21 protein-coding genes and 4 tRNA genes are annotated in these 19,907 nt (G+C 62.4%); 17 read left to right on the forward strand and 8 right to left on the reverse strand.

Annotated elements, in window-relative coordinates; genetic code table 11:
- Positions 1-102: 102 nt before the first annotated feature.
- Positions 103-468, forward strand: coding sequence for an Hpt domain-containing protein (locus tag EDD77_RS00005; RefSeq protein WP_058964023.1), 366 nt, complete (start codon positions 103-105; stop codon positions 466-468).
- 96 nt (positions 469-564) lie between these two features.
- On the opposite strand, the gene EDD77_RS00010 is transcribed toward EDD77_RS00005, so the two are convergent.
- The gene (locus EDD77_RS00010; RefSeq protein ID WP_058964024.1) at positions 565-1,221 is read right to left on the reverse strand and encodes an HD domain-containing protein; all 657 of its coding nucleotides are present in this window, start codon (positions 1,219-1,221) and stop codon (positions 565-567) included.
- A gap of 262 nt (positions 1,222-1,483) precedes the next feature.
- Between EDD77_RS00010 and rpoN the strand changes: the two genes are divergently transcribed.
- Entirely contained in the window at positions 1,484-2,893 is a 1,410-nt protein-coding gene (gene rpoN / locus EDD77_RS00015) for an RNA polymerase factor sigma-54 (protein ID WP_058964025.1), read from the forward strand.
- A gap of 84 nt (positions 2,894-2,977) precedes the next feature.
- Positions 2,978-3,439 carry a spore coat protein gene (locus tag EDD77_RS00020; protein WP_058964026.1) on the forward strand — a complete coding sequence of 154 codons (462 nt, stop codon included), beginning with the start codon at positions 2,978-2,980 and terminating at the stop codon, positions 3,437-3,439.
- Between the two features lie 156 nt (positions 3,440-3,595).
- On the opposite strand, the gene trxB is transcribed toward EDD77_RS00020, so the two are convergent.
- Positions 3,596-4,522 carry a thioredoxin-disulfide reductase gene (gene trxB / locus EDD77_RS00025; protein WP_058964027.1) on the reverse strand — a complete coding sequence of 309 codons (927 nt, stop codon included), beginning with the start codon at positions 4,520-4,522 and terminating at the stop codon, positions 3,596-3,598.
- A 3-nt stretch (positions 4,523-4,525) separates the two neighbouring features.
- Positions 4,526-4,846, reverse strand: coding sequence for a thioredoxin family protein (locus tag EDD77_RS00030; RefSeq protein ID WP_058964028.1), 321 nt, complete (start codon positions 4,844-4,846; stop codon positions 4,526-4,528).
- A gap of 242 nt (positions 4,847-5,088) precedes the next feature.
- On the opposite strand from EDD77_RS00030, the gene EDD77_RS00035 reads away from it, so the two are divergent.
- From EDD77_RS00035 to EDD77_RS00080, 10 genes are all read left to right on the forward strand, one after another.
- Positions 5,089-5,550: a DUF523 domain-containing protein gene (locus EDD77_RS00035; protein WP_058964029.1), complete on the forward strand. Its 462-nt coding sequence runs from the start codon at positions 5,089-5,091 to the stop codon at positions 5,548-5,550.
- Positions 5,551-5,565: 15 nt separating this feature from the next.
- Positions 5,566-5,907, forward strand: a complete 342-nt coding sequence (locus EDD77_RS00040) for a DUF1622 domain-containing protein (protein WP_058964030.1) — start codon at positions 5,566-5,568, stop codon at positions 5,905-5,907.
- Positions 5,908-6,043: 136 nt separating this feature from the next.
- Positions 6,044-6,119 (forward strand) — tRNA-Pro (locus EDD77_RS00045).
- Between the two features lie 8 nt (positions 6,120-6,127).
- Positions 6,128-6,203 (forward strand) — tRNA-Gly (locus EDD77_RS00050).
- 11 nt (positions 6,204-6,214) lie between these two features.
- A tRNA-Val gene (locus EDD77_RS00055) sits at positions 6,215-6,290 on the forward strand.
- Between the two features lie 6 nt (positions 6,291-6,296).
- A tRNA-Phe gene (locus EDD77_RS00060) sits at positions 6,297-6,372 on the forward strand.
- Positions 6,373-6,528: 156 nt separating this feature from the next.
- Positions 6,529-7,308, forward strand: a complete 780-nt coding sequence (locus EDD77_RS00065) for an FAD binding domain-containing protein (RefSeq protein WP_058964031.1) — start codon at positions 6,529-6,531, stop codon at positions 7,306-7,308.
- A gap of 3 nt (positions 7,309-7,311) precedes the next feature.
- Positions 7,312-7,779, forward strand: coding sequence for a (2Fe-2S)-binding protein (locus EDD77_RS00070; protein ID WP_058964032.1), 468 nt, complete (start codon positions 7,312-7,314; stop codon positions 7,777-7,779).
- Complete coding sequence (locus EDD77_RS00075; protein ID WP_058964033.1) at positions 7,776-10,058, forward strand: xanthine dehydrogenase family protein molybdopterin-binding subunit; 2,283 nt, start codon at positions 7,776-7,778, stop codon at positions 10,056-10,058. Before EDD77_RS00070 ends, EDD77_RS00075 begins: the two co-directional genes overlap by 4 nt.
- A 154-nt stretch (positions 10,059-10,212) precedes the next feature.
- Entirely contained in the window at positions 10,213-10,944 is a 732-nt protein-coding gene (locus EDD77_RS00080; RefSeq protein ID WP_058964034.1) for a LytR/AlgR family response regulator transcription factor, read from the forward strand.
- Between the two features lie 379 nt (positions 10,945-11,323).
- On the opposite strand, the gene EDD77_RS00085 is transcribed toward EDD77_RS00080, so the two are convergent.
- The 5 genes from EDD77_RS00085 to EDD77_RS00105 all read right to left on the reverse strand — a co-directional run bounded on the left by EDD77_RS00085 (position 11,324) and on the right by EDD77_RS00105 (position 15,590).
- Complete coding sequence (locus tag EDD77_RS00085; RefSeq protein WP_058964035.1) at positions 11,324-11,959, reverse strand: hypothetical protein; 636 nt, start codon at positions 11,957-11,959, stop codon at positions 11,324-11,326.
- 2 nt (positions 11,960-11,961) lie between these two features.
- A complete protein-coding gene (locus EDD77_RS00090) occupies positions 11,962-12,444 on the reverse strand; it encodes an RNA polymerase sigma factor (RefSeq protein WP_242868354.1) in 483 nt (160 codons plus the stop codon).
- A 369-nt stretch (positions 12,445-12,813) separates the two neighbouring features.
- The gene (locus EDD77_RS00095) at positions 12,814-13,608 is read right to left on the reverse strand and encodes an ABC transporter ATP-binding protein (RefSeq protein WP_058964036.1); all 795 of its coding nucleotides are present in this window, start codon (positions 13,606-13,608) and stop codon (positions 12,814-12,816) included.
- Positions 13,601-14,518: an ABC transporter permease gene (locus EDD77_RS00100; RefSeq protein WP_455577860.1), complete on the reverse strand. Its 918-nt coding sequence runs from the start codon at positions 14,516-14,518 to the stop codon at positions 13,601-13,603. The genes EDD77_RS00095 and EDD77_RS00100 overlap by 8 nt, the downstream gene beginning before the upstream one ends.
- Positions 14,519-14,570: 52 nt before the next feature.
- Positions 14,571-15,590: an ABC transporter substrate-binding protein gene (locus EDD77_RS00105; protein ID WP_058964038.1), complete on the reverse strand. Its 1,020-nt coding sequence runs from the start codon at positions 15,588-15,590 to the stop codon at positions 14,571-14,573.
- Between the two features lie 298 nt (positions 15,591-15,888).
- Here EDD77_RS00105 and EDD77_RS00110 point away from each other — a divergent pair, with 298 nt between their 5' ends.
- From EDD77_RS00110 to rfbB, 4 genes are all read left to right on the forward strand, one after another.
- On the forward strand, positions 15,889-16,659 hold the full coding sequence (locus EDD77_RS00110) for a glycosyltransferase family 2 protein (RefSeq protein WP_058964039.1): 771 nt from the start codon (positions 15,889-15,891) through the stop codon (positions 16,657-16,659).
- A 309-nt stretch (positions 16,660-16,968) separates the two neighbouring features.
- Positions 16,969-17,856 carry a glucose-1-phosphate thymidylyltransferase RfbA gene (gene rfbA / locus EDD77_RS00115; RefSeq protein ID WP_058964040.1) on the forward strand — a complete coding sequence of 296 codons (888 nt, stop codon included), beginning with the start codon at positions 16,969-16,971 and terminating at the stop codon, positions 17,854-17,856.
- Between the two features lie 13 nt (positions 17,857-17,869).
- Complete coding sequence (gene rfbD / locus EDD77_RS00120) at positions 17,870-18,766, forward strand: dTDP-4-dehydrorhamnose reductase (RefSeq protein ID WP_058964041.1); 897 nt, start codon at positions 17,870-17,872, stop codon at positions 18,764-18,766.
- Between the two features lie 26 nt (positions 18,767-18,792).
- Positions 18,793-19,851: a dTDP-glucose 4,6-dehydratase gene (gene rfbB, locus EDD77_RS00125; RefSeq protein ID WP_058964042.1), complete on the forward strand. Its 1,059-nt coding sequence runs from the start codon at positions 18,793-18,795 to the stop codon at positions 19,849-19,851.
- The last annotated feature ends 56 nt before the right edge of the window (positions 19,852-19,907 follow it).

The raw sequence follows: 19,907 nt of genomic DNA on the forward strand, positions 1-19,907 counted from the left end.
GCCAAGACACTCTCATTCTAACAGCTTAGGCAACGATACGGAAAAGACACGGCTGGCTGCCGTGCCTTAAACCGTAAATATATTGTAATAGGAGGAGTTGCAATGAACGCACAGACCCAGGCGATTCTGGAGCAGGGCGGCGTGGACGTGAACGGCGCTCTGGAACGGTTCATGGGCAGCGAGGCGCTGCTGGAGCGCTTTTTGAAGCGCTTTTTGCAGGAGGAATCCCTGCCCGCGCTGAAAGCGGCGCTGGACGTGGGCGACACCGAAGCCGCTGCCGGGGCGGCCCATTCCCTGAAGGGAACCAGCGGCAACCTGTCGCTGACCGTTCTCTTTGAGCGCACCACCGCCCAGCTGGCCCAGCTGCGGGCCGGCGATCTGGCCGGGGCCCGGCAGGCCATGGCCGGTGTGGAGGAGGCTCATGCCGCCGCGGCCGATGCCATTCGCGCGGCCTTCGGCGAGGGCTGAATATCTGAAAAGAAAAACAAAGCGCCCGTTCGGCGTTTCCCTTGAAAAAGGGGAAGCTGAACGGGCGCTTTTTGTTTTTGTTTCGGGCCGGGCGGCTCACAGGATGGTTTGGCCGTTCACCACCAGCCGGAACACAAGGCCCAGCTTGTCCGCCGCCTTGCGGCAGAGCAGGGTGCGGTCCATGAAGATTTCGAAGTAGTCGATCACCGGCGAGATGGCGGTGTCGATGGTCAGCTCCAGCAGCACCGCGCCGTCGTCGGTGAGGGTGGTGGAGGCTTTTTCCACCGCGTAGTTTACCCGGTCGTGGATGTCGAACTGGGCTGGGTCCTTGGTGCGCACCCGGCTGCGGCGCACGTCGGTCTTGTCGGCCAGAATCAGCGCCGCCGCCACCGGGTTCACCGGGTAGGCGGTGGCTTCGTCGTGGTTGCCGATGGCCGAACACACGGTGGCGATCTCGTCCGCCTCCATGCCCAGATTGTCCAGAATGCGGAAGGCCATCACCGCGCCGGACTGGGCGTGGTCGATCCGGTTGATCACGTTGCCGATGTCGTGCATGTAACCGGCGATCCAGGCCAGCTGGCAGGTGCGCTGGGAATAGCCCAGATGGGCCAGAATCTTTTCGGCAAAATGGGCCACCCGGGCCACATGGGCGGTGCTGTGTTCGGTGTAGCCCATGGCGGCAAGGGTCTCATCCGCCCGGCGGATGTAGGTTTGAATCTGTTTGTTTTCCTTGATGTGACGGGGTGTGATCATACAATAGAATCCTCCCAATGGATTGCAGTGAATCAGGAAATCCATTTTATTATACCGCTTTTTCTGCAAAGAAACGAAAAAATCAAGGTAAAACCTTTGTTAGAAAACCGGCGCCGCGGCCCCCCTTGTCATTCCCGACGGATTGTTATAAAATGAACGAAAATGCGGCCCGGCGGGCCGGAGCGGAGCGGTGGCCGGTTGCCCCGCCGCCCTCAAACGGATATAATGAAAAGGAGCAATTCGAATAAAGGAGCGGAGCATCATGGAACTGATGCAGCGTCAGGAACAAAAACAGATCTTGAGCCAGAGCCAGCGGCAGTCGCTGGAGATTTTGCAGATGCCGGTGCTGGAACTGCAGGAATATCTGCAGGACAGGGCGCTGGAAAACCCGCTTCTGGAGCTGGAGCTGCCCCAGGAGCTGCACCTGCCCGACCCGGCGGAGCATGCCGCCGAGGAGACGGGCGGCGAGGCGGACCGGTGGGAGGCCACCGGCAGCGAGAGCGCCGCGGTGTGGGATCTGCCCGCAGGGGAAATGGCGGGCGACTGGAACCGGGGCGGCGACGGCGAATGGGATCGGATGGCCACGCTGGCAGACCCGGCGGACCGGGGCGAAAGCCTTGCGCAGGCCCTGCACGAGCAGCTGCTGCGCATGCCCGGCCTCACCGACGGGCTGCGCCGGCTGGCGGATTATCTGGCCGACTGCCTGAATGAAAACGGCTTTCTGGAATTTGCGCTGGAGGATCTGGCGGCGGAGCAGGGCGTGAGCATGTTTGAGATGGAGCAGGCGCTGTATCTGCTGCAAAGCCTGCAGCCCACCGGTGTGGCCGCCCGCACTCTGCCGGAATGTCTGGTGCTTCAGCTGGCCCAGACAAAGGACTTCAACGAGCACACGGTGCGTCTGGTGCGCGAGGGGCTGGAGCTGCTGGCCAGAAACAACATGACCGCCATTGCCCGGCTGCTGGAATGCACCCCGGCCCAGGCCCAGGCGGCGGCAAAGGCGGTGCGGGCGCTGAATCCCCGCCCGGCCCAGGGCTACGGCACAGGGCCGCTGGCCTACCAGATCCCGGAGGCGGTGTTCCGCCGGGAGAACGGGCAGCTGGTCATTGAGCTGGAACGGCGGCTGGCCCCCCGGCTGCAGCTGAACGAGCAGAACTGCGCCCTGCTGCAGCAGAGCGGCACCCCCGAGGCGAAAACCTACCTGAAGGAGCGCCGGGCCGAGGCCCAGCAGCTGCTGCGGGCGGTGAATGAACGGGAGAGCACGCTGGTGCGGCTGCTGCGTCAGCTGGCGCAGGACCAGCAGGACTTCTTTTTGCGGGGCGGGCCCCTGAAGCCCATGACCCTGACCCAGATGGCCCAGAGCCTGGGCCTGAGCCTTTCCACGGTGAGCCGGGCGGTGCAGGGCAAGACCCTGCAGTTCGAGGGCAAAAGCCTGCCGCTGAAGCGGTTTTTCTCCGCCGGTGTGCCGGTGGAGGGCGGTCAGGTGAGCAGCGAGAGCATCAAGCGCCAGCTTTTACGCTTCGTGCAGGCGGAGGATCCGGCAAAGCCTTTGTCCGACGAGGCATTGCGGGCCGCGCTGGAGGCGGTGAACCTGCCGGTGGCCCGGCGTACCGTGGCCAAATACCGGGAGGAGCTGGGCATTCCCAGCTCGTCGGCCCGGCGGCGGATGGACTAAGGTGCATAATTCCTCCTTTTCTGCGGCATACTGATGCCAGAAGCCCGGAGCATCGGGCCTGTTTGAGAAAAGGAGAGACGCGCCATGAACCTGACCAAAAAGGAGCAGAGCCTTTTGAAGGATCTGCAAAACGAGGAAAAAACCTGCGCCGAGAAGTACCACAAGGCCGCGGAAGCCGCCTGTGACCCGGCGCTGAAGCAGATGTTCGCCCGGCTGGAAAAGGCCGAGCAGAACCATTACGACACCGTGACCGGCATGCTGGCGGGCGAGACCCCCACCCTGAAGCCGGGCCAGAGCCAGAACGCCAAAAAGCCCCAGCCGGAGCCCCAGCGCTCGCCGGTGAGCCGGGCGGAGAAAAAGAGCGATGCCTATCTGCTGGCGGATGTGCTGGCCACCGAAAAGTTCGTTTCCGGGGTGTACAACACCGCGGTGTTTGAATTTTCCGACCCGGCGGCCCGCAGCGCACTGGCCGCCATCCAGCAGCAGGAGCAGCAGCACGGCAAGGAAATTTCCGACTATATGACCGCCAATGGTCTGTACTGCTGAGCGTGAAAAAACAAAAACAGGCAGAGGCCGCCCCCGCAGCTTGCGGAAGGCGGCCTCTGCCTTTTATTTGGGAAGAGAAGAAGGAAATTTCGCGGGTTTTCCACCGGGCAGCGCCCGGAATGTGGAAAACCGGAAACGGAAAAAGCAAAACAGAAATCAGGAAAGCCCGTTCAGGTACTCCTCCAGATATTTGCTGGCGGTGGCGCCGTCGGCCACGGCGGTGACCACCTGACGCAGGGGCTTGGTGCGCACGTCGCCAATGGCGAACACGCCCGGCTGGCTGGTGCGGCAGCTCTCGTCCGCCACAATGTAGCCCTGCCGGTCCAGCTCCAGCTGGCCCTTCACCAGCCAGGTGTTGGGCTGGCGGCCGATGGCCACGAAGAGGCCGTCCACCGGCAGATGGCTTTCCTCACCGGTTTTTGTATCGGTGAGGGTCAGGCCGGTGAGGGTGCCGTCCACGTCAAAGCCGGTGACCTGCCTGTTCCACAGAAACTCGATGTTCTCGGCCTTTTCCAGCGGCTTCAAATAGCTGCGGGTGGCGCTGAGGGTATCCCGCCGGTGAATCAGATATACCTTTTTGCAGAGCTTGGAGAGGGTGAGCGCGTCCTCGGCGGCGGAGTTGCCGCCGCCGGCCACGGCCACGGTCTTGCCCCGGTAGAAGCCGCCGTCACAGGTGGCGCAGTAGGCAACGCCACGGCCGCGCAGGCTGTCCTCCCCGGGCAGGCCCAGGGGGCGGGGATCCGCGCCGGTGGCGAAGATCACGGCCCTGGCCCGCAGCTTGCCCTCGGTGGTGGTCAGGTGCTTTTCCGGCCCGGCCAGCTGTACCGCGGTCACCTGAGCGTACAGCGTCTCGCTGCCGAATTTCTCCGCCTGCTGCTGCATGGTCATGGCCAGCTCAAAGCCGTCCACGCTTTCCACAAAGCCGGGGTAGTTTTCAATGGCGTTGGTGGTGGCCATCTGGCCGCCGGCGCTGAGCATCTCCACCACCAGGGTGGAATAGCCCGCACGCACCGCGTACAGCGCGGCGGAATACCCGGCGGGGCCGCCGCCCACGATCACAACGTCCCACAGTTTTTTCATCATGGCTCACACCTCCTGACCGGCCAGCCACTCCTTGATCTGAGCGGCGGTGGAGGGAGCCACCAGAGCCGGGCCGTGGCTGCCGCCCCGGAACACCAGCAGGGTGGGGATGGTATCCACTTTAAAACGTTCGGCCAGCGCGGGCTCCTCGTCGATGTTCACGGCGGCGATGGGCAGCATGCCCTCTTCGCCGCTCATGCGCTGCAGAACGGGGGCCAGGCGGCGGCAGTAGCCGCACCAGGGGGCGGTGAACTCCACCAGCACCGGAGCAGCGGATTCGATCACGGCCTTTTCAAAATCCTGTGTGGTAACGGAAAACATTGCCATAAAAAACGACCTCCTTCAAGGTTCGGAATACATTCGATTGGTTTTTTCGTTCTTATCCTAGCATCAAAATGGGTAAAACTCTGTAACAAAGTCATGGAAACTCTTTTCGGCGGGCAATTTGATATGATATAGTTATAGTCGAGGGAGCACTGCATCATTCACGCCTTGGCTTGAATGATGTGGTGATGCCTGAAAAAGCAGGGCGTTCATGCCCGAAGAAAGCGAAAGGCGGGGTGGAGAAGATGAAGCTGCTGGTTTCGGCATGCCTGTTGGGCTGTGCCTGCCGGTACGACGGGGCCGCCAAACAGAACCGGCCCCTTGTGGAATGGCTCAAAAGCCACGACTGCACCCCGGTGCCGGTCTGCCCGGAGATCTACGGCGGGCTGCCCACCCCCCGCACCCCTGCCGAGCGGCAGGGCGGCCGGGTGATGAACCGGGACGGGCAGGATGTGACCGCCCAGTACGAAAAGGGCGCGGCCGAGGCGCTGGCCCTGGCCCGGCTGGCCGGGTGCGAAGCGGCGGTGCTGAAGGCCCGCAGCCCCTCCTGCGGGTGCGGGATGGTTTACGACGGCAGCTTTACCGGCACCCTTGTGCCAGGCAACGGGGTGGCCGCCGACCTGCTTTTGAAAAACGGCCTGCCGGTGTTCAGCGAGGAAACGCTGGACCGGCTGGACCAGTGGGCGCAAAGCCGCCCCATTGAATAAAAAGGAGAGAACACAATGGAACTGTTGAACGACGTGCTGCACCTGATCGTGGAGGGCGCCATCCTGCTGTTTGAATTCATGGGCGTGGCGGTTCTGATCGCCGCCGGTGTGCGGGGCATCTGGAACTATCTGCGCCGGGACCCCCTGACCCGGCTCAAGCTGGCCAAGGGCATGGCCATGGGCCTTGAGTTCAAGCTGGGCAGCGAGATTCTGCGCACCGTGGTGGTGCGCCAGATGAGCGAGATCATGATCGTGGGCGCCATCATTGTGCTGCGGGCCGCGCTGACCTTCCTGATTCACTGGGAAATCAAGAACGAGGAGGCCGAGGTGGAGGCCAAGCTGGAGCATCAGCAGTAAGCGGAATAAGGTTCGATTTTGCGGGGTTTTCGGGCCTCGCAAATTTTTTTGAATTTTTTTGCAAAAAGGTGTTGACACCCGGCCCAAAATTGAGTATACTAATCAAGCACCCAACGAACAGGGGCCCTGAACACAACGGGGTGTAGCGCAGCTGGTAGCGCGCCTGCTTTGGGAGCAGGATGCCGTGGGTTCGAATCCCGCCACTCCGACCATCATATAAGCGGCTTTAGCTCATCTGGTAGAGCGCCACCTTGCCAAGGTGGAGGTAGCGAGTTCGAGCCTCGTAAGCCGCTCCATTTTTTTGTCTGGAAGTTTAGCTCAGCTGGGAGAGCATCTGCCTTACAAGCAGAGGGTCACAGGTTCGAGCCCTGTAACTTCCACCAAAAAACGCCTCTGTAGCTCAGTTGGTAGAGCAGGGGACTGAAAATCCCCGTGTCATTGGTTCGATTCCGATCGGAGGCACCACAAAGACCTGTCTTACAAACTAAGGCGGGTCTTTTTTTGTGCGCGTGGGGGCCTTTTCTCTCGACAAGGCCCCGCCGCTTTGCTACAATTAAAGTGAGAACGAATGCCCTTGACCGGGGCCTTGCTCCGGAGAAAACGGAAAGGAGACTGTGAGGCATGTTTACCGCACAGCAATATGTGAAGGCCGCCACGCTGGAGGAAGCCTGGCAGCTGAACCAGAAGCGCAGCACCACCCTGCTGGCAGGGGGCTGCTGGCTGCGCCTGACCCGGCGCAGAGTGGGCGCCCTTGTGGACCTGAGCGGGCTGGGGCTGGATACCATTGAGGAGACCGAAGGCGAGTTTTCGCTGGGGGCCATGGTCACCCTGCGCCAGCTGGAGACAAACAAAGCCCTGAACGAGGCCTTCGGCGGCCTGTTCAAGGAGATGACCCGCCACATCGTGGGCGTGCAGTTCCGCAACTGCGCCACGCTGGGCGGCAGCATCGCGGCCCGGTTCGGTTTTTCCGACCTGCTCTGCGCGCTGCTGGCGCTGGACTGTGAGGTGGAGCTGTTCAAGGCCGGCCGCATGCCGCTGGAGCAGTACGCCAAGCTGCCCGCCGACCGGGATATTCTGGTGCGCATTCATGTGAAGAAGAACGACCGCCGCCCGGCCTACCAGACCATGCGCAACGCCGAGACCGATCTGCCGGTGCTGGCCGTGGCCGCCTCCGAGAAGGACGGCCAGGTGCGCGTGGTGGTGGGCGCACGTCCCGCCCGGGCCCAGGTGGTGAACGCACCGCTGGCCCTCTCGGCAGACAAGGCCGCGCTGGAGAGCTTCTGCGAGGCCATGCAGAGCCAGCTGACCTTCGCGAGCAACATGCGCGGCAGCGAGGAATACCGCCGCCATCTGGCAAACGTTTTGACCGGCCGCTGCCTTGCGGCCTTACAGGAGGGCTGATCCATGCAGGTGACCATTCAATTGAACGGCAGACCCTATACCGCCGAAGCCGCGCCGGACACCCAGCTGCTGCATTTTCTGCGGGATGCGGGCTGCAAATCCGTGAAGTGCGGCTGCGAGACCTCCGGCTGCGGCCTGTGCACCGTGCACATGGACGGCAAGCCGGTGCTGTCCTGCAGCGTGCTGGCCGCTCAGGCAGACGGCCACACCGTGACCACGCTGGAGGGCCTGCAGAAGGAAGCCGAGGAATTCGGCGGCTTTCTGGCCGATCAGGGCGGCGAGCAGTGCGGCTTCTGCAGCCCCGGCTTCATCATGAGCGTGCTGGCCATGGGCCGCGAGCTGGGCGCCGACGCCACCGACGAGGAAATCCGGGAATATCTGGAAGGCAACCTGTGCCGCTGCACCGGCTACCAGAGCCAGCTGCGGGCCATTCGCGCCTGGCTGGCCGCAAAGGAGGGCAAAGCACAATGAAGTATGTGAATCAGGCCATCCGCAAGGTGGATGCCATGAGCCTTGTGACCGGCAAGCCGGTCTACACCGGCGACATGGTGCCCGCCAACACCCTGATGGTGAAGATGCTGCGCAGCCCCCATGCCCACGCGCTGATCGAGGAGATCGACACCGCCGCCGCCATGAAGGTGCCCGGCGTTGTGGCCATCTTTACTTATAAAGATGTACCCGCCAGCCGCTTCACCACCGCGGGCCAGACCTACCCCGAACCCAGCCCCTACGACCGGCTGATTCTGGACCGCCGCCTGCGCTGCGTGGGCGACCCGGTGGCCCTTGTGGCCGCCGAGACCGAGGCTGCCGCTGCCAAGGCCGCGGGCCTCATTAAAGTGAAATATCAGGTGCTGGAGCCCGTGCTGGACTTTACCAAGGCCAAGGACAACCCGATTCTGGTGCACCCGGAAGAGGACTTCAAGGCCCTGTGCCCCGTGGGCGCGGACAACAAGCGCAACCTGTGCAGTGTGGACTGCATGGAGAACGGCGACGTGGAAGCCGAGCTGGCCACCTGCCCGGTGGTGATCGAGCGGACCTTCTACACCAAGGCCAACAACCAGGCCATGATGGAGCCCTTCGTCACCTTCAGCTATCTGGACGAGTACGGCCGGCTCACGCTGGTTTCCTCCACTCAGGTGCCCTTCCATGTGCGGCGCATTCTGTCCAACGCGCTGGAGATGAGCAAGGCCAACATCCGGGTCATCAAGCCCCGCATCGGCGGCGGCTTCGGCGCAAAGCAGAGCGCCGTGAGCGAGGTATACCCCGCCTTTGTTACCATGAAAACCGGCCGCCCCGCCTGCCTGTGCTTCACCCGGCAGGAGAGCCAGGCCAACGGTTCCCCCCGCCACCAGATGCGCGTCACCGTGCGCATCGGTGCGGATGAGGACGGCACCATCCGTGCGCTGGATGTGAAGGCTCTGTCCAACGCGGGCGCTTACGGCGAGCACGGCCCCACCACCGTGGGTCTGGTGGGCACCAAGTCCATCTCACTGTACGGCAGCCTGAAGGCCGCCCGCTTCAGCAGCGAGGTGGTGTACTCCAACACCATGGGCGCGGGCGCCTACCGCGGCTACGGCGCCACCCAGGGCATCTTTGCGGTGGAGAGCACCGTGAACGAGCTGGCCGCCCAGCTGGGCATGGACCCCTGCGCCATCCGGGAAAAGAACATGGTCCGTCTGGGCCAGACCTTCGCCATGTACTACGGCGAAAACTGCACCAGCTGCACGCTGGACAAGTGCATGGAAACCGCCAAGAAGATGATGGACTGGGACAACAAGGCCCCCCGCCGGGTGCTGGAAAACGGCCACATCCGCTCTGTGGGCGTGGCCATGGCCATGCAGGGCAGCGGTATCTCCGGCGTGGACATCGGCAGCGTGGAAATCCGTCTGAACGACGACGGCTTCTACACCCTGCTGGTGGGCTGCACCGACATGGGCACCGGCTGTGATACCATCCTCACCCAGATGGCCGCCGACTGCCTGGACTGCCCCATGGAGAACATCTCGGTGCGCGGTGTGGACACCGACCAGAGCCCCTACGACTGCGGCTCCTACGCCTCCTCCACCACCTATGTGACCGGCATGGCTGTGGTGAAGGCCTGCGCCCAGCTGCGGGAAAAGATCCTGGCCCAGGGCGCCAAGATGCTGGACGTTCCCGCCGACACCGCCGAGTTCGACGGCAAGCGGGTCTTTGTGCCCAGCACTGATAAGGAAGTGAGCCTTTCCGCCATCGGCTACGCCAGCTTTGAGGGCCACGCCCGGTGCATCTCCGCCTGCGAGAGCCATTCCTCCCCGGTATCGCCCCCGCCCATGATGGTGGGCATGGCCGAGATCGACCTGGATCCCGAGACCGGCAAGATCCAGCTGGTGGACTATGTGGCCGCCGTGGACTGCGGTACCGTGGTGAACAAGAATCTGGCCCGGGTGCAGACCGAGGGCGGCATCGTGCAGGGCATCGGCATAGCCCTGTATGAGGACATCCAGTACACCAAGGCAGGCCGGATGATGAACGACTCCTTCCTGCAGTACCGGATTCCCACCCGTCTGGAGGCGGGCACCATCCGGGTAGAGTTCGAGTCCAGCTACGAGCCCAGCGGCCCCTTCGGCGCCAAGAGCATCGGCGAGCTGGTCATCAACACCCCCGCCCCGGCGATTCTGGGCGCCATCCAGAACGCCACCGGCGTTGCCTTCCACACCCTGCCGGTAAAGCCGGAGGACGTGGTCATGGCACTGCGCAACAAAGCTGAATAAAGCCGGAACGATACAACGCGGCCGGAGCCCCCTTTGACGGGAGCTCCGGCCGCTTTTTTGTTCTGTCAGAATGTTGCGAAGAAACACGAAGGAAAGTTCGCCCTCCGCACGGGTGCCCGGGCTTTTATAATAAAGGAAAGGGGGCGGAGGAAGGATGTACCGGTTTGCGGTGTGTGATGACGACAGCTTTTACCGCTGGCAGCTGGCCCGGCTGCTGCGGAGCTTTGAGCCTTGGCAGAAAACCGGCTGCCGGGTGGACTGCTTTTCCGAGGCGGCGCAGCTGCTGGCGGAATGCGAGCACTGCCGCTATGACGCGGTGTTTCTGGACGTGCAGATGCCCCGGATGAACGGGCTGGAGGCGGCCCGGCGACTGCGGGCGCTCTGGCCCTGGGTGCCGCTGGTGTTTGTGTCCGCCTTCTGTGAGTACGCGCCGGAGGGCTATGGGCTGCGGGCCTTCCGCTATTTGTGTAAGGATCGGCTGGAGCAGTGCATGGGCCCATGTCTGGAGGATCTGCTGGCCCAGTACCTCGCCCCCTGCACGCTGGAGCTGCCGGTGGACGGGGAGGTGTGCCGGGTGAATCTGGCCCGGGTGGAATCCATCCGGCTGGACGGCCACACCGTGGAATTCCATTTTGCGGACAATACCCTCCCGCTGCCCTGCCGTATCAGCCTTGCCCGGCTGGAGCAGCTGCTGGAGGGGAGGCCCTTTCTGCGCACCCAGCGCAGCTATTATGTGAATCTGTGTCAGGTGCAGCGGCTGCGCCGGTTCGAGTTCGTGCTGCGCAGCGGGCGCGGGGTGCCGGTGAGCGAGCGGCGCTATGGCCGGGTGCGGGCGGAGTATCTGGAATGGCAGGCCCGCTTTGAGGAATGGGCCGCCCGGTTCTGAACTCCCGTCGAAAGGCCCTCAAAAAGAAAAAACATCCCCTGTTCCGTGCCAACACCGGCAGGGAAAGCCGGTGTGACACAAGAAAACGACGCCGGAAAAGGGCCGCTTTTGCGGGATTGCAGCGTCAAAGCCCCTTGACAACCACCAAGGGTGCCTGCGGGCCTTTTCCTTGCACTCCCATCAAAATCGGGCCTTTTCCGGTGCGAAGCAGTTCTGCCCCAGGATTTTGGATGCAGAAAGTGCGAAAAGGGGCGGAGCAAGCCTTGATGGCTTGCCCGCCCCTTTGAACATTTTGTGCGCCAAAATCCTAAGGCAGAACCGTTGTTTTCTTATGCCACACCGGCTAATGGGGGATGCTTTTGTTTTCGGGTTGCGCGCGTCATTCGCCGGGGCTGACCAGATAGAGCCGGTAGCTTCCGTCGCTTTCGCCAGCCAGCACAAAGGCAAAGGAGCCGTCCGGGGCAAGGCCGCTGGCCAGAACATCCGCCCGGGTGCGGCCCTCGCCCTCGGCGGCGAGGATCTCGTCCAGCTGCTCCAGCGCAGCGTCCGCGCCCTCCGCTTCGTCGGCGGGCTGCGTATCGGCAGGCAGAGCGGCTTCGGGGGAGTCTGCCTCCACGGTGGTGTAGGCGGGAGCGGCGGTTTCATCCGGCGCGCCGTTTTCGGCCATGGCGGCTTCCGGGGCGGCGGCCAGCGCAAAGGGCGCGGCCTCGGGGGCCACGGCAGCGCTGCTTTCCGGCATCTGGCGGGTGGCAACGCGGGGGCTGGCCTGATCCGCTGCGGTGGCGCCGCCCGAGACGGAGGTCAGGCTGCGGGCGGCGGCCGGGATCACCAGCAGGCAAATGGCGGCGGCGGTGGCCAGCGGAATGGCACGACGGCCGAAGGGAATGGTCCGGCGGGGCCGGGAGGCCTTTTGGGCCGCGGTCTCCGCCTGCATCTTTTCCAGAGTGGCTTGCTTCCAGCGCTGGCCGGCGGCGACTTTTTCCATGGCGCTTTTGTAATCCTTGGAGTCGGGCATGGTCAGAAGTCTCCTTTCAGCGTGTCTTTCAGAAGGGCCCGCCCGCGGGAAAGCTGGCTGAGCACGGTGTTCTGCTTTAAGCCCAGCAGCGCCGCGATCTCGGCGGTGGAATAACCCTCGATGTAATGCAGATAGATCACCTGCCGGTATTTCATGGGCAGGGCGGCCACCGCGTCCAGCACGGTGTTTTCTGCGGGGGTGAAGGGGGTGGAGAGGTGCTCGTCCAGCGGGGCGCTGCGGCGCACCCAGGCACTGCGGAAGTGGCTTTTGCACCGGTTGATGGTGCAGCGCAGCAGCCAGGCCTTCTGATGCTCGGCGGAATCAAACTGGGGTGCATGGCGCACCAGATTCAAAAATACTTCCTGGGCAATGTCCTCCGCGTCCTGCGGATTTTTTACCAGACCGAAGGCGGCCCGGAACACGGTATCGCCAAACTGCTCCACCGCCGCTTCCGGGGTGAAGGCAGGCATCTGGGCCGTTTCCACGGGGCAGGCCCCCCTTTCTCATACAGAATACAACACAACTGGCCCTATTATTGCACGGATGGTTTGGATTGTAAAGAAAAATGGGCGAAAAGCGCCCCCGACTCATCCTGCCCCGCAGGCTACTGCCCGCAGAGGGATGCGCCGGGGGCGCCTTTCGTTCTATTTCCGCTGCCCCGGTTGGCCATTGGGGGCCGCCCCGCACAGCGGCGAGGGGCCCCCAAGGCAGCCAATCGGAGGGGAAAGCATAGATAGGGGGAGCAACCCCGCACGATTCACGCCCGATGGGCGCAGGCGGCGTATCGCGCCAAAATTTTCCGGCGCGTTCCACCATCTGGAAGTGTGCGGTGCTGCCCAAAAGAAGGCAAGCGGTTAGGACAGCAGCAGCTTGTCGTCCGCTTCGCTGGAGCCGCTGGCCTGATTGAATTTCTCCAGCAGGTCCTCCACGGTCAGGCGGCGCTTTTCCTCGCCCCGCACGTCAACCACCACGCGCCCGTCGTACAGCATGACCAGCCGGTTGCCGTGGGCAATGGCGTCGCGCATGTTGTGGGTGATCATCAGGGTGGTCAGATTGTCCCGCCGGACGATCTGCTCGGTGGCCGAAAGCACCTTGGCGGCGGTCTTGGGATCCAGCGCGGCGGTGTGCTCGTCCAGCAAAAGCAGCTGGGGCTTTTTCAGCGTGGCCATCAGAAGGGTCAGCGCCTGCCGCTGGCCGCCGCTGAGCAGGCCCACCTTGCTGGTGAGCCGGTCCTCAAGGCCCAGATCCAGAATCTTTAAAAGCTCCCGGTACTGCTCCCGCTCGGCCCGGCTGATGCCGGTGCGCAGGCCCCGGCGCTGGCCACGCCGGGCGGCGAGGGCCAGGTTTTCCTCAATCTGCATGGTGGCGGCGGTGCCCATCATGGGGTCCTGAAAGACCCGGCCGATGTAGGGGGCACGCTTGTATTCCGGCAGGCGGGTCACATCCACCCCGCCGATGGAGATGCTGCCCTCGTCCACGGTGGAAGCGCCGGAGATGATGTTCAGCATGGTGGATTTGCCCGCGCCGTTGCCGCCGATCACGGTGACGAAATCGCCGTCCGCCAGCGAGAGATTCAGCCCCTGCAGCGCCCGCTTTTCGTTCACGGTGCCCGGGTTGAAGGTTTTATAGATGTTTTTCAGTTCAAGCATGGCTGCCCGCTCCTTTCCCGGTGCGTTTTGTGAAGTACCGGCCCTTCCAGTAGGGCACGGCCAGGAACAGCGCCACGATCAGGGCGGTGATGAGCTTCATGTCGTCGCTCTTGAGGCCCAGCAGAATGACCACCTGATACACCAGATAGTAGATCAGCGAGCCGAACACCACGGCCAGCAGCTTGAGCGCGAAGTTGCGGAACACTTTGGAGAACAGCACCTCGCCGATGATCACCGCCGCAAGGCCGATGACGATGGCGCCGCGGCCGCTGTTCACGTCCGCGAAGCCCTGATACTGGGCCAGCAGCGCGGCGGAAAGAGCCACCAGACCGTTGGAGAGCATCAGCCCCAGCACGGTGGTGAAATTGGTGTTGATGCCCTGAGCCCGGGCCATGTTGGGGTTCGCGCCGGTGGCACGCACCGCGCAGCCCTGCTCGGTGCCGAAGAACCAGTACAGGGCACCGATGGTGGCGGCGGTGAAGAGCACGCACATCAGAATGGGGTTGGACAGCGCGGCCTCGCGCACATTGCGGGCGCTCACCAGCAGGGGGTATTTGTCCACGCTGATGGGCCGGTTGGACTGGCCCATGATGCGCAGGTTCACGGAATACAACGCCAGCTGGGTGAGGATGCCGGCCAGGATGGCAGGAATGCCGCAGGCGGTGTGCAACAGGCCGGTGACAAGCCCCGCTGCCATGCCCGCCAGAAAGGCGGCCACCAGCGCGGGCCAGGGATTCCAGCCTCCGGTCACCAGCATGATGAATACCGCGCCGCCGGTGCACATGGTGCCGTCCACCGTCAGGTCGGCCACGTCCAGAATTTTATAGGTGATGTAAACGCCGATGGCCATGATGCTCCAGATCAGGCCCTGGGCGACCACGCCCGGCAGGGCGTTCAGAAGTGTGTTGATGAACAAGAAAAGCTCCTCCTAAAGCCGGGAATCTGGCCCGGCGGATGATGGATCATTCCGCTTCAATGGCGGTGTAGCCCTCGGGGATGGTCACGCCCAGCTGCTCGCACAAAGTGGGGTTGTACATCTTGGTGAAGGTGGGGGCGGACTGCACCTCCATGGTGGTGATGTCCGCTTCGCCGGTGAGGATCTTGGCGGCCATCTCACCGGTGGTGCGGCCCAGCTCGTAATAGTCGATGGACAAAGTGGCCACGCCGCAGCCGCTGCAGATACCCTGCTCGCCTGCCACGATGGGAACCCCGGCGGGCACCGCGATGTTGGCGATCAGTTCAGTGTTGTTGGCGGCGGTGTTATCGGTGGGGATGTAGATCACGTCACTGGCCGCGCAGGCGCTGGTGCACACAGCGGACAGATCGTTGGTGTCCGAGAAGGAATACTCGGTGCAGGTGTAGCCCAGCTCGGTGAGGTATTCGGTGATCACGTTTACCTGATACTTGGAGTTGGGTTCCGCCGAGCAGTAGAGCAGGCCCACGTTCTTGGCGTCCGGGAACAGCTCCTTGATCATGTCGGCCTGACCGTCCAGCGGGGCCAGATCGGTGGTGCCGCTGATGTTGCGGCCGGAGGAGCCGGTCCAGTCGGTCACGTCCAGCGCGGTGGCGTAGTCGGTGATGGAGGTGCCCAGAATGGGGATGCTGTCGGTGGCTGCGGCCGCCGCCTGCAGGGGCGTGGTGGCGTTGGCCAGAATCAGATCCACATCCGAGGACACAAAGCTGTTGATGATGGTGGCGCAGTTGGAGTTATCGCCGGAGGCGTTCTCCACATCGAAGGTGACGGCGTCGCCAAAGGTCTCGGTGAGGGCATCCTGAAAGCCCTGGGTGGCGGAGTCCAGCGCGGGGTGCTGCATCAGCTGGCACACGCCCACCCGGTAGGACGCGCCCTCGGCGGAGCCGGATGCACCGGACGCAGTGGAAGCGGTGGACGCAGCGGAAGAAGTGCCGCCGGAGCCGCAGCCGGCCAGAGTGGCCAGCATGGCGCAGGCCAGAACGCCTGCCATGGTCTTGCGAAGTTTCATGTGTGGTTCCTCCCTGTGAAAAAAAGAAGTTCACTTTGCCGCCACAATGAATTGCAGCAGTAAAGTGCAAGGTGCTGGAAAAAGGCCGCTGCCGGCCTTGGCTTTATTCTAGTAAAGTTTTACGGTTCTGTCAACGGGGAATGGGCAAAAAGGCAAAAAAAAGGCGGCCCCGGCCCCGAAAAAGGGCACAGAAGGGGTGAAAAAGGGCATAAAACGGCGCGGGCGGCGGTTTTTCCTTGTAGATACGGGCAAAAAATGCTATACTAAAATAGACTAATTACGCTTGGAGGATGCCCGAATGAGGAAGATCAGCGCCTGCATCGTGAGCTATAACGGAGCCGACGAGGTGATCCGGGCGGTGGAATCGCTGCTGAAATACACGAAGGACTGCGCGCTCACGGTCTATCTGGTGGATAACGCCAGCCCGGACGGAGCCGGCGAAACGCTGGAGCGGCAGGGCTTTCCCGAAAACGTGAAGGTCATCCGGCTGCCGGAGAATCTGGGCTTCGGCAAGGGGCACAATCAGGTGCTGGAGCTGCTGGACAGCGAGTATCATTTTGTGCTGAACCCGGATATTTTTATCGATAGCAACGTGCTGCCCGCCATCTGTGACTGGATGGATAGTCACCCGGATGTGGTGATGGCCACCCCGAAGCTGCTGTTCCCGGACGGGCGGGTGCAGATTCTGCCCAAGCGCAAGCCGAACATTCTGGGGCTTGCGGCGCGGCAGGGGGTACCGGGCCTTAAAAAATTCGGTGACCGGTACGCCATGCTGGATGAGGACCTGAGCGTGCCCACGGCCATCGAGTTCTGCACCGGCAGCTTTTTCTGCATGCGCACCAGCGTGTACAAGGCCATCGGCGGGTTTGACGAGGGCTACTTCATGTATGTGGAGGACGCGGACATCACCCAGAAGGCCCGGCAGAAGGGCTTTGTGTATTATCTGCCCCAGTTCACGGCCTATCACGCCTGGCACCGGGCTCCGAACAAGAGCCTGAAGCCCTTTTTGCAGCAGCTCAAAAGCATGGGCCGCTACTTTAACAAATGGGGCTGGCGTTTGGGCTGCTGAAACAGGCCCTGCCCCCGCTCTCTCGCAGCGTTCCGAACGCCGAAAAAACGGCTGGCAATGCTTGCGGGGGAAGAAATTTCGATTTTTCCCAACTTACGGGATGCAGGTTCAAGGCAGTCGGCGGCCATCGCTGAGGAAAGCCCGGTGTGGTGGGCTTACGGATCAGACTTAACTTCCGGTCGAGTCCGGAAAAAGTCGAGTCCGCTAAAAAAGTATATAGCGGCTGTAGCTCCGCTTTGTGTTAAGCTGCGCAAATTTTTTAAAATGGCCCGGGCATGACCCGGGCGGAAAAAGGAGCGTAATGCTATTATGAAAGGTATCATCCTTGCCGGCGGCGCAGGCACTCGCCTGTATCCGCTCACCATGGTCACCAGCAAGCAGCTGCTGCCGGTGTACGACAAACCCATGATCTACTACCCCCTGTCCACGTTGATGCTTGCCGGCATTCAGGACATCCTGATCATCTCCACCCCGGAGGACACCCCGCGGTTCGAGCATCTGCTGGGCGACGGCAGCCAGTACGGCCTGCACCTGTCCTATAAGGTACAGCCCAGCCCGGACGGCCTGGCTCAGGCCTTTTTGCTGGGCGAGGAATTCATCGGCGACGACTGCTGCGCCATGATTCTGGGCGATAACATCTTCTACGGCAACGGCTTCTCCCGCATTCTGAAGAATGCCGTGAAGAACGCCGAGGAAAACGGCCGCGCCACCGTGTTCGGCTACTATGTGAACGACCCCGAGCGGTTCGGCATCGTGGAATTCGACGAGACCGGCAAGGTCATCAGCGTGGAGGAAAAGCCGAAGGAACCCAAATCCAACTACGCCATCACCGGCCTGTATTTCTACGACAACCGGGTCAGCGCCCAGGCCAAGCAGGTGAAGCCCAGCGCCCGCGGCGAGCTGGAAATCACCACCCTGAACGCCATGTATCTGGAAGAAGGCAAGCTGGACGTGCAGCTGCTGGGCCGCGGCTTTGCCTGGCTGGACACCGGCACCATGGACAGTCTGGTGGACGCCGCCGACTTCGTGCGCATGGTGGAAAAGCGGCAGGGCATCAAGATCAGCGCCCCCGAGGAAATTGCCTACAAGAACGGCTGGATCAGCAAGGAAAAGCTGCTGGAAAGCGCCGAGCGTTACGGCAAGAGCCCCTACGGCGAACACCTGAAACGAGTTGCCGACGCAAAGATCAAATACTAAGGGAGGCCTTTGCATGAAGATCCTCATCACCGGCGCCAGCGGCCAGCTGGGCACCGAGATCCAGCGCCAGCTGAAAAACGGCGGCAGCGCCCTTGGCCCCGTGCCCGAGCGGCTGAAAAACGCCACCGTCATCGCCACCGACGTGGCCGAGCTGGACATCACCGACCGGGACGCCACCATCGCCTTTGTGCGCCGCCATCAGCCCGATACCATCATCAGCTGCGCCGCCTTCACCAACGTGGACGGCTGCGAGACAAACCCCGAGGCCGCCTTCAAGGTGAACGCCATCGGCGCTTCCAATCTGGCGCAGGCCGCCGAGCGCATCAACGCCCGGCTGATCCACGTCTCCACCGACTATGTGTTCCGGGGCGAGGGCGACAAGCCTCTGGACGAGAGCGAGCGGGTGGACCCCAAGAGCGTCTACGGCAAAACCAAGGCCCTGGGCGAGGAATATGTGAAGAATTTCTGCCACCGGTACTTCATTGTTCGCACCGCCTGGCTGTATGGCTACGCGGGCAAGAACTTCGTGAAAACCATCGTGAACGCGGGCAAAAAGTTCGGCAGGCTGGAGGTAGTCAGCGACCAGCTGGGCAACCCCACCAACGCCGAGGACCTGGCCCATCACATTCTGCAGCTGGCCGTGAGCCACGACTATGGCGTCTACCACTGCACCGGCGAGGGCGTCTGCTCCTGGTATGAGTTCGCCAGCGAGATCATCCGCCTTTCCGGCGTGGATGCCACCGTGGCCCCCTGCACCAGCGCGGAATATTCCGCCAAGCACCCCGCCGCTGCCGACCGCCCCGCATGGAGCGCGCTGGAAAACCGGATGCTGGCCTGCACCGTGGGCAACCACATGCGGGACTGGAAAGAAGCTCTGGCCGATTTCTTCGCCCACTGGAACGGCGAATAACTGATAACATAAGGAGTATATAAGAGATGAAACGCTATCTCATCACCGGCTGCGCCGGCTTTATTGGTTCCAACTTTGTTTACTATATGTTGAATAAATACAAGGAAATCCAGCTGGTAAACCTGGATAAGCTCACCTACGCGGGCAACCTGGAAAACCTGAAGGGTGTGGAAGGCGACGAGCGCCACATCTTCGTGCAGGGCGATATCTGCGACCGGGAGCTGGTAAGCGGCCTGTTCGAGAAATACGATTTTGATTATGTGATCAACTTCGCCGCCGAGAGCCATGTGGACCGCTCCATCACCAACCCTGAAATCTTCGTGGAGACCAACGTGCTGGGCACCGTGAACCTGCTGCAGTGCGCCAAGAACGCCTGGTTCAAGGACGGCAAGTGGGCCGAGGGCAAGAAGTACATTCAGGTTTCCACCGACGAGGTGTACGGCTCCCTGGGCGAGGACGGCTACTTCATGGAGACCACCCCGCTGTGCCCCCACAGCCCCTACTCCTCCTCCAAGGCCAGCGCCGACATGTTCGTGATGGCCTTCCACGACACCTACGGCATGCCGGTGAACATCACCCGCTGCTCCAATAACTACGGCCCCTACCAGTTCCCCGAGAAGCTGATCCCCCTGATGATCAACAACGTGAAGCATCACAAGCAGCTGCCCGTGTACGGCGACGGCATGAACGTGCGCGACTGGCTGTATGTGGAGGATCACTGCAAGGCCATCGACATGGTAGCCGAGGGCGGTCGTGACGGCGAGGTTTACAACGTGGGCGGCCATAACGAGCGTCCCAACATCTTCATCGTCAAGACCATCATCAACCAGCTGCACGATCGCCTGAAGGACGAGGGCATCAACGAGGGCCTGATCAAGTATGTGGCCGACCGTCTGGGCCACGACCGACGCTACGGCATCGACCCCACCAAGATCAAGGAAGAGCTGGGCTGGTACCCGGAGACCACCTTTGAGGTTGGCATCGTAAAGACCATCGACTGGTATCTGGCCAACGAAGAGTGGATGAACAACGTGACCAGCGGCAACTACCAGAAGTACTACGAAGAGATGTACAAGAACAAGTAAACCGCAACAAAACGGGCCCTTCGGCAGCACGAAGGGCCCGCTGTGGTATCAAGGAG

The sequence above is a fragment of the Allofournierella massiliensis genome, assembly GCF_004345265.1.
Classification (GTDB): Bacteria; Bacillota; Clostridia; order Oscillospirales; family Ruminococcaceae; genus Allofournierella; species Allofournierella massiliensis.